The organism is Sutterella faecalis (genome assembly GCF_006337085.1).
Lineage (GTDB): Bacteria > Pseudomonadota > Gammaproteobacteria > Burkholderiales > Burkholderiaceae_F > Sutterella > Sutterella faecalis.
On sequence record NZ_CP040882.1, the window covers coordinates 1,496,201 to 1,511,397 of the forward strand.

General features: G+C 60.8%; 11 protein-coding genes. 5 read left to right on the plus strand and 6 right to left on the minus strand.

The window, feature by feature from the left end; translation table 11 throughout:
- Positions 1–351: 351 nt before the first annotated feature.
- The 6 genes from FG381_RS06045 to FG381_RS06070 form a co-directional block, all read right to left on the minus strand.
- Positions 352–2,850, minus strand: coding sequence for a hypothetical protein (locus tag FG381_RS06045; protein ID WP_139687983.1), 2,499 nt, complete (start codon positions 2,848–2,850; stop codon positions 352–354).
- Positions 2,851–3,261: 411 nt separating this feature from the next.
- Positions 3,262–4,635 (minus strand): PFL family protein, encoded by a 1,374-nt coding sequence (locus FG381_RS06050; protein WP_139687984.1) that lies wholly within the window; start codon positions 4,633–4,635, stop codon positions 3,262–3,264.
- A gap of 45 nt (positions 4,636–4,680) precedes the next feature.
- Positions 4,681–5,247, minus strand: coding sequence for a glycine cleavage system protein R (locus tag FG381_RS06055; RefSeq protein WP_226960379.1), 567 nt, complete (start codon positions 5,245–5,247; stop codon positions 4,681–4,683).
- A gap of 170 nt (positions 5,248–5,417) precedes the next feature.
- On the minus strand, positions 5,418–6,254 hold the full coding sequence (locus FG381_RS06060; protein WP_139687986.1) for a TatD family hydrolase: 837 nt from the start codon (positions 6,252–6,254) through the stop codon (positions 5,418–5,420).
- A 14-nt stretch (positions 6,255–6,268) separates the two neighbouring features.
- Positions 6,269–6,970, minus strand: coding sequence for an ABC transporter ATP-binding protein (locus FG381_RS06065; protein WP_139687987.1), 702 nt, complete (start codon positions 6,968–6,970; stop codon positions 6,269–6,271).
- Positions 6,963–8,222, minus strand: coding sequence for a lipoprotein-releasing ABC transporter permease subunit (locus FG381_RS06070; RefSeq protein ID WP_139687988.1), 1,260 nt, complete (start codon positions 8,220–8,222; stop codon positions 6,963–6,965). Before FG381_RS06070 ends, FG381_RS06065 begins: the two co-directional genes overlap by 8 nt.
- Positions 8,223–8,519: 297 nt before the next feature.
- Between FG381_RS06070 and FG381_RS06075 the strand changes: the two genes are divergently transcribed.
- The 5 genes from FG381_RS06075 to FG381_RS06095 all read left to right on the plus strand — a co-directional run bounded on the left by FG381_RS06075 (position 8,520) and on the right by FG381_RS06095 (position 15,150).
- Complete coding sequence (locus FG381_RS06075) at positions 8,520–9,617, plus strand: hypothetical protein (protein WP_139687989.1); 1,098 nt, start codon at positions 8,520–8,522, stop codon at positions 9,615–9,617.
- Positions 9,614–11,305, plus strand: coding sequence for a single-stranded-DNA-specific exonuclease RecJ (gene recJ, locus FG381_RS06080; RefSeq protein ID WP_139687990.1), 1,692 nt, complete (start codon positions 9,614–9,616; stop codon positions 11,303–11,305). The genes FG381_RS06075 and recJ overlap by 4 nt, the downstream gene beginning before the upstream one ends.
- Before the next feature lie 251 nt (positions 11,306–11,556).
- Positions 11,557–12,682 (plus strand): peptide chain release factor 2 gene (gene prfB, locus FG381_RS06085; protein ID WP_139687991.1). Its coding sequence is split into 2 segments (ribosomal slippage): positions 11,557–11,637 and positions 11,639–12,682, totalling 1,125 coding nucleotides; the frame shifts between segments, so codons are not numbered across the junction.
- Between the two features lie 92 nt (positions 12,683–12,774).
- The gene (gene lysS / locus FG381_RS06090; protein WP_139687992.1) at positions 12,775–14,301 is read left to right on the plus strand and encodes a lysine--tRNA ligase; all 1,527 of its coding nucleotides are present in this window, start codon (positions 12,775–12,777) and stop codon (positions 14,299–14,301) included.
- Between the two features lie 9 nt (positions 14,302–14,310).
- Positions 14,311–15,150 carry an NUDIX domain-containing protein gene (locus FG381_RS06095; protein WP_139687993.1) on the plus strand — a complete coding sequence of 280 codons (840 nt, stop codon included), beginning with the start codon at positions 14,311–14,313 and terminating at the stop codon, positions 15,148–15,150.
- The last annotated feature ends 47 nt before the right edge of the window (positions 15,151–15,197 follow it).

Here is a 15,197-nt window from a genome sequence, read left to right on the forward strand (position 1 = left end):
ATATTATAGTTCTAATCACTATAGAAATCAATGTTCTCGGATTAATTTTCAAGGTCAAAAAGCAGTCCCAGGCCGGATTTCGGACATGAAAAAAGCCCCAGAAATGAGGGAAACTCATCTGAGGCTTGCACGAAATTTCAATTTGTTGATTTTTAAGAATTCTTCATAGTGTGAAGATCTGAGGTTCTTTTAGTAATGAATGTGTAGGGAGAATACTTATAAATTCATTTTGTGACATCCATGCGACGGCGCTATAGGGTTTACCCTCAGCTCAAATCAGCTACGGCATCAGACGTGCTCAATTGAGCGAACATCCCATCTCCCGTTCGCCGCAAGATCGCACAGAGCTCCTCAAACCTCATTGAAGACCCACGAGAGCCGGGCGCCCACGGCGTGCGAGCGATGCCTCGATCCCGCCTTCATGACGGATCCTGTCAGCTCAACCCGCGTCTGCGGAAACTGAATTCCGATCTTCGCGTCGGCCGACATCTGGAATTTCGGCAGGTCCGCCACCGGAAGGGTCCCTCTTGCGCCTTCAATCCCCGGCACGGTCACCGTCATCGAAGCCGAATCGGATGCGAGTCCGTGAACCGCCGCATTGAGCGACCCGTCGATTCGCCGCGGGAGCCACGCTTCAAAGATGCCCTTTGCCGCGAAATTGATGCCGCCCTCTATGCGAGTGCCTAAAGTGGCCGAAACGGCGTATCCCCCCGACTCCCGGGTTTTGAGAACATCTCCCGATTCCGCCTGCCAGTTGGCTTCCGCGTCGCCCCACTTCCAGACGCGCACCCCGGAGAGCCCCGTCATCGCCCAGTCCACACGCGTGCTGCTCAAATCCCCAAAGAGAGGGCATTCCGTTATGAGACCAAAGCTCCAGAGCGAGCGCTTCACGCCCTCGGCATGCAGAAATTCACCAGCGGACGGCACCTGCACCTTGTCCGCCGCTTCGGCCCAAGTGAGGTCCATCGTCACCCGCTTTTCATCGACCGGCACGTGCACGAAGACGGAAACGATTGCGCGCTCTGAAGAACCGGTGAGCGGGAGCTGAGTCTCTTCAGCATGCTGATTGAAGTCCGATTCCGTAAAGGCGCCGTAGAGCCCGAAGCGGATATCACCTTTCCCCAACACAAAAGCGCCCCGAATGGTCGTGTCGTCGCTCGCCACCTGTTGATTCAACCCCAGCTCCGGAATCGGAACAGAGGTCCGGCTTCTTCCTCCCGACGCGTCCACCAGGACGGGGATGGAGGTCATCACCTCCGGGATCTTTCGCAGGATGGAGTCTTCTTCCACGGGTACCGGCACGCGCCCTTTGAGTTCAAGCGTTCGAACGGCGTCGCCAATGTTCCCCGAGAGCATCGTCATGTCGGCTGTCATCCGCTCGCGCGTCCCGATCGCCGCCGTGGAGCCGGCAACGCGAACGAGGTTCGAGGCCGTATGTTCAGGCTCCGTATAGAGAAAGAGCTTTCTGAAATACTGGGGCGTGAAGACATCCTTCCGCTTCAGCCACACGGCCTGAGTGAGATTCGCGAGCGGGCCTTCGAAGGCGGGCGGCTGGATAAGAATGTGGAGCTTTCCGTCAGCGCCGTAGTAGAGGTCTCCCGTTTCCCCTTCGGACCCCACGTACACCGTAAGGTTTTCAAGCCCCGTCACCTTGCCTTTTGAGAAGTCGAGGCTCTCCACTGCGTCGCGGTCCGCGATCAGGGGCACGCGAGGAGTCTCTTCCTCCTCATTCCCTTCGGGAACATTTCCCCCACCATCATCCGACGGATTGTCCGGATCCTCTTCAGGCTCCTCATCCGGCTCATCCGGTACTTGAGGCACGGCTTCCGGGAAAATCCAGAGAATCGACCCCAGCTCAAAGTGGGTCCAGGTACCTTCTCCTGTCGTGAGCTTCGCGTTCGGGCCGTCGAGCTCAAGGACGCCCTCGCGGGCGACCAGAAGGTTCTGATGCTGACCGCCCTCTGCTTTTGCAGTGCCTTCGCCCACCTGAATGGCGACATTGTCGGCAAGAAGAAAATCTTTTCCAATGACGAGCGTCCCGGCATCAGGATGCGCGTCGCCGGGAAGTTGATCGGCGTTGCTCCATTCGCTCGATCCGACGATGAACCGGCCGCCCTTGAGGAGCTCAATTCTCATGGCCGCATCCGGATCGATCAGAAGGTCCCCCACGTGGAAGCGAGCGGGACCGAAAACGGAAGCTTCCAGGTTGTCCGGAATGTCGCCGCCCCCGAGAATCACCCGGGTGGTTCCCTTCGCGGCGTGAAAGACTTCTGCATTGAAGAGACCTCCCTGATGGATGATCACAGAAGGCTCCTCGCTTTCGGATGCAGCTTCCTCCTCAATCCAGGGCGTCGCCCGCATCTCGATCATGCCGCCCTCTGAACGAACGCTGCCGACAGTGATCATCGAGTCGCCTTCCATGGAGATCCTGCCCGCTTCGCCGAGGTGAATGGCGCCTCCGGTTGAGCCGTCTTCATCAACTGCCCCAGCAATAGTGGAAGCTTCCTTCAGTTCAAGCAATCCATCTGCAAGACTGAGGTTCGAAACCTCTCCCAGAGACGAATAGCCTTCCAGCTGAATAACGCCATTTCCCGTAATCGCGATATTGGCGGATGGCGGACCGTAGGTGAAGGTTCCTTCACTCAATGTGAGCTTTCCCCCGGCAACATCGATTTCACCGATGCCTCCATAACTCGCCTCAATCCTGAGATTCCCACTCGAAGCGATCTCGAGCCGGCTGATAGCTGAAAGATCCTCTTCTGGCCCCCAGATCTCCTCTCCGGCAACAAACCGTTCGGAAGCCCATTCATCCTCCAACGTGTCTGCCTCGGCAGCTGAAAGAGGAAGCATCGCAATGCTGAAGCACGCCGCCGCGATGGGCGTCAGCCGGCAGCGAAAAGAGCGGAAGATGGTGGGGCGCCTCTCTCTCAGGTCCCTCGTACTTCGGGGTTCAGCGAGAGAAAGCAATTTTGTGGCCGCGGTGGCTTGCGAGGAGTCGCTCATTGCCATCCGGGCGAGCGTTCGTATTTGAGCGTTCGTCATGGATCTTAGTCATCGTGGTCAGTTGGCGCTTCGCTCTAGGCAAAGCAGACGAACGTCGCATTCTGCTGATCCGTAAACACCTTCATGCGTGGTATTAACCCTGAAACGCCCTCCCGTGTTTTCGCCAGTTGAATATGCAATACATTTCTTTTGGGCAAACTAAAGCCCCGGCACGCCGAAACGCCCGGGGCTTTGGGAATCAAGGCCAGAAGAAGGAACTTAGTTCCTCAGGCTATGAATCGGAGCGGGGATGCGGCCTCCGAGCTTCACGAAGCCGGAAGCGTCGCCGCCCGGAACGCGGATGATGCTCGCTTCGCCAAGAAGGCCGCCGAAGACCGCAACATCGCCCACGGTCTTTCCCGGAACCGGGATCACGCGGACCGCGGTGGTCTTCCCGTTGATCATGCCGATCGCCGCTTCGTCGGCGATCATGCCCGAGATGGTGGATGCAGGCGTATCGCCCGGAATCGCGATCATGTCGAGACCCACGGAGCAGACGGAGGTCATCGCTTCGAGCTTTTCGAGCGTGAGAGCGCCCGAGCGCGCAGCCGCTTCAATGGCGCTGTCTTCCGACACCGGGATGAAGGCGCCGGAGAGTCCGCCCACGTGCGAGGAGGCGAAAACGCCGCCCTTCTTCACCTGGTCGTTCAGCATCGCGAGAATCGCGGTCGTGCCGGGCGCGCCGATGGAGGAGAGGCCGAGCGACTGGAAGATTTCGCCCACGCTGTCGCCAACGGCCGGCGTGGGAGCGAGCGAGAGGTCGGCAACGCCGAAGGGGAGATTGAGGCGCTTGGCGACTTCGTTTCCGATGATTTCGCCCACGCGCGTCACCTTGTAGGCCGTGTGCTTGATGACTTCGGCAGCATCCGTGATCGTGAGGTATTCGCCCTTCGCCTTCACGGCGCGGTCAAGCGCCTTCTTCACGACGCCCGGGCCCGAAACGCCCACGTCGATCACGACGTCGGGTTCGCCGACGCCGAGGTAGGCGCCCGCCATGAAGGGCACGTCCTGCGGGATGTTGCAGAAGACGACGAGCTTGGCGCACCCGATTGCGTCGCGGTCCTTCGTTGCCTCTGCAACGTCGAGAATGCGTTCGCCCATGAGGCGCACGGCATCCATGTTGATGCCGGCCTTGGTCGACCCCACATTGATCGAGGAGCAGATGCGGTCCGTGGTGGCGAGCGCCTCGGGAAGCGCATCGATCAGGTTCTTTTCGCCCGGGGTCATGCCCTTCTCAACGAGGGCGCCGAAGCCGCCGATGAAGTCGACGCCAACTTCCTTCGCAGCCTCATCGAGCACGCGGCAGGCGGCCACCATTTCGTCGCGCGAGAAGGCGGCGCCCACGGTGCCGATGGGCGAGACGGAAATGCGCTTGTTGACGACGGGAATCCCGTAGCGGTCGCCCACGAGATCGCAGGTTTCAACGAGCTTCGAGGCATAGCGCGAAATCTTGGCGCGGACCTTGTAGGCGAAGCTGTCGAAGTCGGATGAAACGCAGTCGAAGAGGTTGATGCCCATCGTGACGGTGCGGACATCCAGGTGCTCCGAGCGGAGCATGTTGATGGTGGAAAGTACCTCGCGGTCTGTCAGCATTTTTTGGTTTCCTAAGAATTCAGGTATGTCGGATCAAGAGGCAGATCAGTCCACCTTCACGCGGTGAATGGCTTCAAAAATATCGCGGTGCTGGAGATTGCAGCGCAGCCCCATCGCGCCCGCACGGTCAATCAGCGTGCGGTGGAGCGCCCGGCGGTCGACCTCGAGCGGAATCTGGGCTTCAAAGACCTGAAGCGACATGCCGTCCTCGATCGGGAAGGCGCGCAGGCTCTCAATGTTGATCTTCTGTTCGGCGAGGATGCGGGAGAACGTCGTGATGATGTCGTTCCGGTCCGGCCCCCAGATGCTGATCACATAGGGTTCGCCTTCAAGGTTTTCCGTGGGCTCAACAAAGTCGAGGACAAGAACGGCCTGCTTCAATTTGCGCCGGCGGATCTCTTCGTTCAAGTCGTCCTCAATCACGGACTTCTCGAGGTCGACAGGCTTCTGCACCACGCACATCAGGGCGAACTGCCCGTGAAGGGTTACCTGACTCACCTGCTCGAGGTTTGCGCCGTGGCGCGTAATCACGGAGGACACTGCGGATACGATGCCGGGACGGTCAAGGCCGAAAACGCCGACGAGAACGCGGTCCATATTTGCTTCTGTCACGGGAAATCTCCTCATGGGGCCCAAAAATGAATCCTGGCCGGGGATTGGAGGCGCGTCATCGAACCGACGTGCTCCTCAGGGGTATGTGCGGATTGTTTAGTTTACGTCGAGAGCCCTCGGGACAGGGCAGAATGCACTCAAGAATCGTCTTAGATTGCTTGAGAGGAGCCTCATCGCTTCGCAAACGCATCAGGCAATGCGAGGAGCCCCGAGAGCCTCGGAAAGGCGGCGATGGCGGCGTCTCGCGAAACCTTTGCCGCCTCGTCGACCGTGATGCCCCGGAGTTCTGCGGCCGCCCTTGCGGCCTCAAGAATGTCCGCGGGTTCAGTGAAAAGAGACTTTCCCTCTCGCTCATGGGCGTCCCGCCGCTTTGATCCCGGCATGTCGGGCGCATCGGTCTCAAGGAGCCAGGCGCCGTCAGGGAGTTCCGCAAGGTGCCGGCGGATCCGCTTGCTGCCCGCGTAGGTGCAGGCGCCCCCGAATCCCAGCCGGAGGCCAAGTTGAAGAAACGCATCGCGCTCGACGTCGGAGCCGTTGAAGGCGTGAACCGCGCCGCCAGGGGGCGGGAGGCGCCTCAGCGCGCCCATCGTCTGCGATCCGCTTTTCCTCACGTGAATCGAGAGCGGAAGCGAAAATTCCCGGGCGATCCGAAGTTCCGCCAGAAACACTTCCCTGGCAAGCACCTGATCAATGCCGGGCACAAAACCATCCAAACCCACTTCGCCGATGCCGATGAAGTGGGGGTCTTCCATCCGGCGTTGAACCTCATCGCGAAGCTTCTCAATCGTTCCGTCGCCCACTTCATCAAGGGCGAGCGGATGGATGCCGAGGAGGTACCCCAACCCCGCTTCGCAGGCGACCTCGCGGGTGAGATCCCAGTTCGAAGGGCCCCCGGCGCAGAGGAGCATGTTTTCGACCCCTGCACGCCGGGCGTCGGCGAGAAGTTCCGGGAGGCGCTCCTCAAGCCTCGGGACCCAGAGGTGCGAGTGCGTATCGATGAAGCCCATGGCAGCCTGGCGCTTTAGAAACTCTTTTCGACGGGTTCGATCGCGCCGTCAGCGAGCTTCACCACGCGGTCGCAGAGACGAGCGAGATCGCGGTCGTGCGTGACGATGACGATGGCTGCGCCCTTCTCGTGCGCGAGTTTAAGAAGCGACTGAAAGACCTGCTCGGCCGTTTCCTCATCGAGATTCCCTGTAGGTTCGTCGGCAAGGATGCAGGCGGGTTCCGTAATGAGCGCGCGGGCAATCGCCACTCGCTGGCGTTCGCCCCCGGAGAGCTGCGACGGCAGGTGGTCGAGCCGGTGGCCAAGTCCCACAGCTTCGAGCGCTGTCCTCGCCTTCTGACGCGCTTCCGTCCGGTTCATGCGGCGGATGAAGAGCGGCATCGCCGCGTTGTCGAGCGCCGTGAATTCGGGGAGCAGATGATGAAACTGATAGACGAAGCCGAGGCGCCGGTTTCTCAAGCGTCCGCGCTCCGACTCCGAGAGCCCGGAAAGCTTTTCGCCCGCAATGGAAACTTCACCTGCGTCCAGAGCGTCCAACCCTCCCAGGATATGAAGGAGCGTCGACTTTCCTGACCCGGAGGCCCCGAGAATCGCAACGGTTTCGCCCGGCATCACGGTGAGGTTCACATCCTTCAGGACCGGCACAGCCGCCGCGCCGTCGCGGTAGGCCTTGGCAACATGAGCCGCCGAGAGAACGGGTTCATTCGCGTTATTCATAACGGAGCGCCTCCGCAGGATGAAGTCTTGCCGCGCGCCAGCTCGGGTAGAGCGTGGCGACAAGGGACAATAGGAAGGAGAAGACCGAAATCGGAATGATGTCGGAGAGCCGCGGGTCGGAAGGCATGGAGCTGATGAAGTAGATCTCTCTCGGGAGGAATTCGACCCCCATGAGGCCTTCTATGAAGCTCACGATGGAACCCACGTTATAGGCAACAAGGAGCCCCGCGGCGACGCCCGCCGCCACGCCCACAATCCCGACGATCGTTCCCTGAATCATGAAGATTGCGAGGATGGAGGAGCGCGAAGCGCCGAGCGTTCTCAGAATCGCAATGTCGGCCTGCTTTTCCTTTACCGTCATGACGAGGGTGGACACGAGACCGAAGGCGCCCACAAGCACGATCAGGAAAAGAATAATCCCCATCATGCGCTTTTCAACCTGGACGGCTGCAAACCACGTGCGGTTCTGACGCGACCAGTCGGATGCGTAGACGCCCGCGGGGAGCATCTCAGCCACCGAGCGCGCGATCGCGGGCGCCTGATTCATGTCGGCAGTGCGGAGTCTCAGCCCCTGGGGACCCCCGGTGCGGAAAATCGCCGCAGCGTCCTCAATATTGAGAAGCGCCATGGTGCTGTCGTATTCATAGTGGCCGGAAGAAAGGTACCCGAGGACCGTCAGCTGCCGCATCCTCGGCATGAGTCCGGCCGGGGTCATGTTGCCTTCGGGGACGATGAGGGCCACCTTGTCGCCCGTTCGGACGCCCAATGCTCGCGCCAGATCGCGCCCGAGGATGACGCCGAAGCTCTTAGGCGTCAGGTCCTTCAATTCTGCGCCCCCGGAGATGTTCTCCGACATTTCGCTCACGCCCGGTTCCTTTGCGGGATCCACGCCCTTCACGAGCGCGCCGCGGACGACGGAGCCGGAATTAAAAAGCCCCTGCCCCTGCACGTAAGGCGCTGCGGCAAGGATGTCGCCCCGGGCTTCAAGCTCCTTTGCGAGTCCCTCAGCGTCCTTCAGCGGGCCCGGCACGGCCGTCACTTCGATATGAGGAATCACGGAAAGCATCCGGTCGCGGACTTCTTTCTGAAAGCCGTTCATCACCGAAAGGACGATGATGAGGGCGGCCACGCCCAGCGCAATCGACGCGACGGAAATGCCGGAAATAAAGGACATGAAGCCGTCCCGGCGACGGCCTTTTCTGCCCTGCCTCGTATAAGTGAGGCCGATCATGAATTCAAATGGCGTCTGCACAAAAAATCCCTTTTCCGGATCGTTTCCGAAAGCGGAAGGCCTTTTGGAAGTATTTTCTTTAAGGCGCTCATTCTAGCGGCCGCGTCAAGGGAAAAGCGCCGGGGTGACGGGAAAAGAATTGCGCAACAAATTGTTTTTCCTAGAGTTCACGGGAAAGATGTGCGATCCGGCGGCAGCGGCCTCTCCGGGAAGGCGCAGAAGGGATTAAAGAAGACCCGGGCGCCAGCGCACCGGAAGCCGTCCATCGAGAAGAGAACGTCCCGGATGCTGAGAGCGTCCCGCGTGCGGGCGGCTACAATGCCTTCCATTATGACAACTGCCTTTTATCTCATTCCCGGCGCGCGTCTGCCTCAAGGATGCGCCCGTGAGGTTCTTGCGTCCCTAACGGACGCGGACCGCACGCGGCTCACGGCGCTCGGGACCGGGCGCGAGCCGCCCGGCATTCAGCGGCTCTCCGAGCCCCTTCATGAATATTCGCCCCACCGCGCGTGGCTCTGGAAAGTGCTCACGCATCGGACGGGCGCGCCCGTTATCGCCCCTTACGCCTGGATGTCGGAGCACGGTCCCCGGCTTGATCAGGAATTCTGGTCGATCAACTTCTGGACCGTGGATCCGTCGGGGCGCCTCGCGCGCTTTGATTTTGCCGAAGCCCTTCTTCCCCGCGCCGCCTGCGCGGCGGACACGGTGTTGGCTGAAGCCGGCATGCGCCTCATGATTTCCGGGAAGTCGTTTTATGCCGCCACGCGCGACGGACTCGATTTTTCGGCACGCCCGTTCGAAGACCTCTGCGGCATGGAGCAGGACCATATCGGACACATCACGCATCTTGCGCTCGGGGCCGGCAAGAAGCGCGTGGATGAACTCCTTCACAAGGTCGAAGAGGCGCTCCGCGAAGCGCTTCCCGACGAAACCCAGGCGATCCGCGGCCTCTGGCTCTCCGGGGGCGGGCGCTCCGCACCCGTCTTTCCGCCCTCGACCTTCCGCTCCGTCATCACGAATGACCGCACGGCTCTTGCCTGGGCCGAGGACGCCGGAATCCCGAAGGCATACCTCGGGACGCTGAAGCACGCGAAGTGGCCCGAAGCCCCTGAAGGCGACCGCATTCTCGTTGTCGACGACCTCTACGATGCGTGGTTGAGGCACGACTGGGACGCGTGGGCGAAGCGCGTGCCCGGGCTCCTTGAAAAGCTCGACCACTGGATCGGCGAGGAAAAAGCGGCACATCTGACCGGCAACGTCATCGTCGCATTCGGTCACGGGACCTCCGCGACGCTCGTCCCCGAAAAGCGGGGCGCGCTCGGGTTCCTGAAGCGTAAAAACGTCGTTTCGCCGGAAGACTGGCTTTTGGACTCTGAACCCAAATCTTTCGAAGCCAACGGGGAGGAAGCAGCATGACGCGCATTCTTTCCCGCACCTACGATCCCCATGCAGCCGAAAGGCTCGCACGTGCCGGGTTCCTTCCGCCCATTGCCCGTGCGCTTGCCGCCCGAGGCATCAGTGAAGCCTCGGACCTTGAGCAGGAGTGGCAGGGGATGATTCCGCCCGCCATGCTCGAAGGCACGAGGGAAGCTGCTGAAAGGCTTGTCGTCGCACGCGACAAGGGCGAACACGTCACCATTGTTGCCGACTACGACTGCGACGGTGCGACCGCCTGCACGGTGGGGCTCCGGGGCTTTCAGATGCTCGGCATCAGCGCTTCCTACTTTGTCCCCGACCGCGTGGTGCACGGCTACGGCCTCACCCCGAACGTGGTCGACATTGTGGCCGCGCGCGATCCCAAACCCTCCCTCATCGTTACGGTCGACAACGGCATTTCGTCCGTTCCGGCCGTCGACCGCGCCCGCGAGCTCGGGATCGACGTGATCGTGACCGACCACCATCTGCCCGGACCCGAACTCCCCCGCGCCGTTGCAATCGTCAATCCCAACCGCGCGGACTCGGTTTTCCCGTCGAAGAACCTCGCGGGCGTAGGCGTCATCTACTACGTCCTTCTCGCCCTCCGGGCGCTTCTGCGCGAGCGGGGCGTCTATGACGCAAAGACCCAGCCGAGGCTCGACCAGCTCGTCGACTTTGTGGCCTTAGGCACCGTCGCCGACGTGGTGAAGCTCGATAAAAACAACCGGATTCTCGTTTCCCAGGGACTGAGAAGAATCCGGTCGGGGCGCACCCACGCGGGACTCGAAGCTCTTTTTGCCATTGCGGGCAAAGACATCCATACGGCGGGCGTGCGGGACTTTGGTTTCGCCGTCGCCCCGAGGATCAATGCAGCGGGGCGCTTGGGCACCATGGAAAGCGGCATCGAGTGTCTGCTCTCCGACGACCCCTCGCGGGCGCTCGCCTTTGCGGACAACCTCAATTCCATCAACGCCGAACGGCGCGAACTCGAGGGCGAGATGCAGCAGGCCGCGGAAGCCGCGCTCGAAGCGGTAGACCTCGATCACCGGGCGACTTTTTCGCTCTACAACCCCGACTTCAACGAGGGCGTTGTGGGGCTCGTCGCCGCGCGCCTCAAGGAACGGATCCACCGTCCCGTGATCGCTTTTGCGCCCACGGAAAATCATGAGTTGAAGGGCTCCGGAAGATCCATTCCGGGGATACACCTGCGCGACATGATCGACCTTGTCTCAAAGGCGCTTCCCGGCGTCGTCATCCGCTTCGGCGGCCACGCCATGGCGGCGGGTCTTTCCATCCGTCCGGAGAGCCTGAAGGAGTTTCAGAAAGCCTTTGAAGAGGTCGTGCGCACGCACTGCGACGCCTCCGTCTTCGAAAGGATCGTGCTCACCGACGGCGGGCTCGCGCCCGACGAAATCACGGAAGGCCTCTGCACGGAAATCGACCGCCAGATCTGGGGGCAGGGCTTTGAATCCCCGCTCTTTGCGAATGAATTCACGGTCCTCAACCAGACGCTTCTCAAGGATGCGCATTTGAAGCTTCAGCTGGGGCTTGGCGGACAGCGCTTTGAAGGCATTTTCTTCCGCCACCGCGAGCCCCTTCCCATGCAGGCGAAGATCGCCTACCGGCCCGCCATCAACGAGTACCGGGGACGTCGCACGGTGCAGCTTGTGGCGGAAGCGGCGGAATAGTCCGTTGCGGTCTTCCAGAACCTTGCGGCTTCTTCTTTTTCCTGCTTTTTCTCGGGGGAGAGCGCTTCAGGCGCTCTCCCCATTCCGCTTATAATTCCGGGTTTCATGATTTCACTTCGGGCTGCCTCGAAGGCTTTAAGTCTTCATCAGCGCGGCCCGTCAGCTCCCCCGCAGGATTCTTCCGGATGTTTTGGTTCCGGAGGCCTCTGATTTCTTCAGGCGGACCCGGGAGCGCATCAACAGGACTCAAAATGGAAGCTGAACGCATCAATCAGATTGAATCCCTCATCGAAGATCTGGGCCGCAGGCTCGCTGAACTTCGGAGGTATCTTTGACGTCGACCGCAAGGCACGACGACTCGAAGAAGTCAATCGCGAGATTGAGAATCCCGACCTCTGGAACGATCCCAAGCACGCCCAGGAAGTGAGCAAGGAAAAGAAGATGCTCGACGACATCGTCGGCAGCTTCGAGAGACTCACCGCGGGACTTGCGGACGCGAAGGAACTCTTTGAACTCTCGATGGCCGACGAAGACTGGGACGCCGTCGAAGCGATCGGCGCCGATGTTGACGGCTACGCCGAAGAGGTCGGTCAGCTTGAATTCAAGCGCATGTTCAACCAGCCGATGGACTCGGCCAACTGCTACCTCGAAATTCAGGCCGGTGCGGGCGGCACGGAAGCTCAGGACTGGGCGAGCATGATCGAGCGCATGTACATGCGCTATGCCGAAAGAAAGGGCTTCAAGGTAACGCTCGAGGAAGAGTCCGCGGGCGAAGTTGCGGGCATCAAGTCGGCGACGCTCTTCATCGAAGGCGAATGGGCCTACGGGACGCTCCGCACGGAAACGGGCATTCACCGTCTGGTTCGCAAGAGCCCCTTTGACGCCAACGCCCGCCGCCACACCTCCTTCTGCTCGGTCTACGTCTATCCGGAAGTCGACGATTCGATCGATATTGAGATCAATCCGGCCGACCTCTCAATCGACGTCTTCCGCGCTTCGGGCGCGGGCGGCCAGCACATTCAGAAGACGGAATCTGCGGTTCGAATCCACCACATCCCGACCGGCATCATCACGATCTGCCAGGACGACCGCTCGCAGCACCGCAATCGCGAGAAGGCGATGCAGCAGTTGAAAGCCAAGCTCTACGAACTCGAGATGAGAAAGCGCATGGAAGCGCAGACGAAGCTCGAGGAGCAGAAGTCCGACATCGGCTGGGGGCACCAGATCCGCAGCTACGTGCTCGACCAGTCCCGCGTGAAGGATCTGCGCACGGGCGTGGAAACGGGCAACACCGGCGCCGTACTTGACGGCGACCTTGACCAGTTCATCGAAGCGAGCCTCAAGAACGGCGTGGGCGGTCTCCCCGCTGCTGAGTAATCGCTTTAAACCTGAAAGCCTAAGAAAGGAAGGCGCGAGGGAGAACCGCGCCTCTTGACGAGGCACATCAAGCCTTTCAGAAGGAAATTCAAATGGCTGAAAATGAAATCCAGACGGCGCAGGAAGCCGCAGCCGAAGAGAACCACATCATCGCCGAACGCCGCGCGAAGCTCGCGCACCTGCGCGAAACGGGCGTGGCCTATCCCAACGACTTCGTGCGCACCGACCTTTTCGGCGACCTGCGCGAGAAGTACGGCGAAATGAGCGCCGAGGAGCTCGAGAAGCTCGCTCCTCAGGTTGCCTGCTCGGGCCGCGTGATGCTGAAGCGCATCATGGGCAAGGCCTCCTTCTGCACCGTCCGCGACTTTACGGGCGACATGCAGTACTTCGTGCAGATGAACGAAGTGGGCGAAGACGCCTACGCCGCCTTCAAGACCTTTGACCTCGGGGACATCGTCGCCTGCCGCGGCACGCTCTTCAGGACGCGCGCGGGCGACCTTGCCATCCGCGCGAAGGAAGTCCGTCTCATGACGAAGAGCATCCGTCCGCTCCCCGACAAGCACAAGGGCCTGCAGGACACCGAGCTCTGCTACCGCCAGCGCTACGTCGACCTCATCATGAATGAGGATTCGAGAAAGCGCTTCCTCACGCGCTCGAAGGCGATCGCCGCGATCCGCCAGTTCATGCTCGACCACCGCTTCCTCGAAGTCGAAACGCCGATGCTCCACCCGATCCCGGGCGGCGCCAATGCGAAGCCCTTCATCACGCACCACAATGCGCTCGACATGGACATGTACCTGCGCATCGCGCCGGAGCTTTACCTGAAGCGCCTCGTCGTGGGCGGCTTCGAACGCGTCTTCGAAATCAACCGCAACTTCCGCAACGAAGGCGTCTCGGTCCGTCACAACCCCGAATTCACGATGATGGAGTTCTACTGCACGTACTGGACGTACCGTGATCAGATGGACTTCACGGAAAACCTCCTGCGCACGGTTGCGAAGGAAGCCACGGGTTCCGCGGTCCTTCAGTACCAGGGCCACACGATCGACCTCTCGAAGCCCTTCCATCGCCTCACTCCGCTTCAGGCGATCAAGAAGTTTGCTCCGGACTACACCGACGAAGAGCTCAACAACCCCGAATTCATCCGCGGGGAGCTGAAGCGCCTCGGAGGCGAAATCCCGGTCGACGCCGGTCTCGGCGCGCTCCAGATGGCGCTCTTTGAAGAAACGGCCGAGTCGAAATTGATCGAGCCCACCTTCATCATCGACTATCCGGTTGAGATTTCGCCGCTTGCGCGTGCGTCTGACGCGGATCCGGAAATCACCGAGCGCTTTGAGCTCTACATCGCCGGCCGCGAAACCGCCAACGGCTTCTCGGAACTGAATGACCCGGACGATCAGGCCCGGCGCTTCAAGGCTCAGGCCGACAAGAAGAGCCACGGCGACGACGAAGCCATGTACTACGACGCCGACTACATCCGAGCGCTCGAGTATGGTCTTCCCCCGACCGCGGGCTGCGGCATCGGCATCGACCGCTTCATGATGCTCCTGACGGACGCGCCGACCATCCGCGACGTGCTCCTCTTCCCGCATATGCGCCCGGAAAACTTCAAGGGTTAATCGCTTGAAATGAAGACATCTGATGCCGGGGACGCATTCACGCGCCCCCAGGCATCCGACTTCAGAGCCCGCCTCGAAGCGCTCTACCATGCGCTTAAGGCGGGCTTTTCCATGTCGGATGCCGGACTGGTTCCCGTGTTCTGGGAGGGATTTCTCATCGGGCGTACGCGCCCGGAGTTTGCCGAAAAAATCGGAAAGCTTGATGGTGCTCTCCTCTCGCAGGGCGGTCTCATGCTCCCTTCCGGAGACCTCACGAACTTCGGCTTTGCGATGAGGGATGCGGGGCTGAGTCAGGGTTGGCGCGATGAAAAGCTCGATCTTGTGCCTTTGGATCAGCCTGAGTCGGCTCCCATCGGCAGGCTCGAGCGTGCGCTCTACCGGCCGCTCGGTGCCCAGACCTCGGCCGTGCATCTCGCAGGCCGCATCCGGAATCCAAGGGATGAAAGTGATCCCGTTTTTCTTCTCGGAAAACGGAGTTCCAGAAAACTCGTCGGCCCCGGACTCTGGGACGGGCTCGCCGCCGGAATGATTCAGGCGGGAGAGACTCCACTCGAAGCGCTCGCGCGCGAGTCTCAGGAAGAAGCCGGCCTCACGGCGTTCGACCCGGTGAAGGCGGAGTTTCTAGCCTGCGACCGCATCTCCCGGCCTGTTCGCGGCGGCTGGATGCATGAAGTGAGCTGCGCCTACGCGGCGCTTCTTCCCGAAGGCTTTATGCCGGAGCCTGTTGACGGCGAGGTGGATCACTTTGAGTGCGTGAGCGCGGAAGAGGCCCTCAACCGCATTGAAGAGAACCTCATGATGAAGGAAGCGGCGATGACGCTTCTCCTTTCCATCAGGAAGCTTCTCTGAGGATGAGCGGCATGGCCGTCCTCAGGGCGGTCAATTTGGTGCAAAAA

Bases quoted from the DNA above. Each gene is read 5' to 3' on its own strand.
- FG381_RS06045 (WP_139687983.1), bottom strand. From the start codon at position 2,850: ATGCTTCCTCTTTCAGCTGCCGAGGCAGACACGTTGGAGGATGAATGG.
- FG381_RS06050 (WP_139687984.1), bottom strand. From the start codon at position 4,635: ATGCTGACAGACCGCGAGGTACTTTCCACCATCAACATGCTCCGCTCG.
- FG381_RS06060 (WP_139687986.1), bottom strand. From the start codon at position 6,254: ATGGGCTTCATCGATACGCACTCGCACCTCTGGGTCCCGAGGCTTGAG.
- FG381_RS06065 (WP_139687987.1), bottom strand. From the start codon at position 6,970: ATGAATAACGCGAATGAACCCGTTCTCTCGGCGGCTCATGTTGCCAAG.
- FG381_RS06075 (WP_139687989.1), top strand. From the start codon at position 8,520: ATGCCTTCCATTATGACAACTGCCTTTTATCTCATTCCCGGCGCGCGT.
- recJ (WP_139687990.1), top strand. From the start codon at position 9,614: ATGACGCGCATTCTTTCCCGCACCTACGATCCCCATGCAGCCGAAAGG.
- lysS (WP_139687992.1), top strand. From the start codon at position 12,775: ATGGCTGAAAATGAAATCCAGACGGCGCAGGAAGCCGCAGCCGAAGAG.
- FG381_RS06095 (WP_139687993.1), top strand. From the start codon at position 14,311: ATGAAGACATCTGATGCCGGGGACGCATTCACGCGCCCCCAGGCATCC.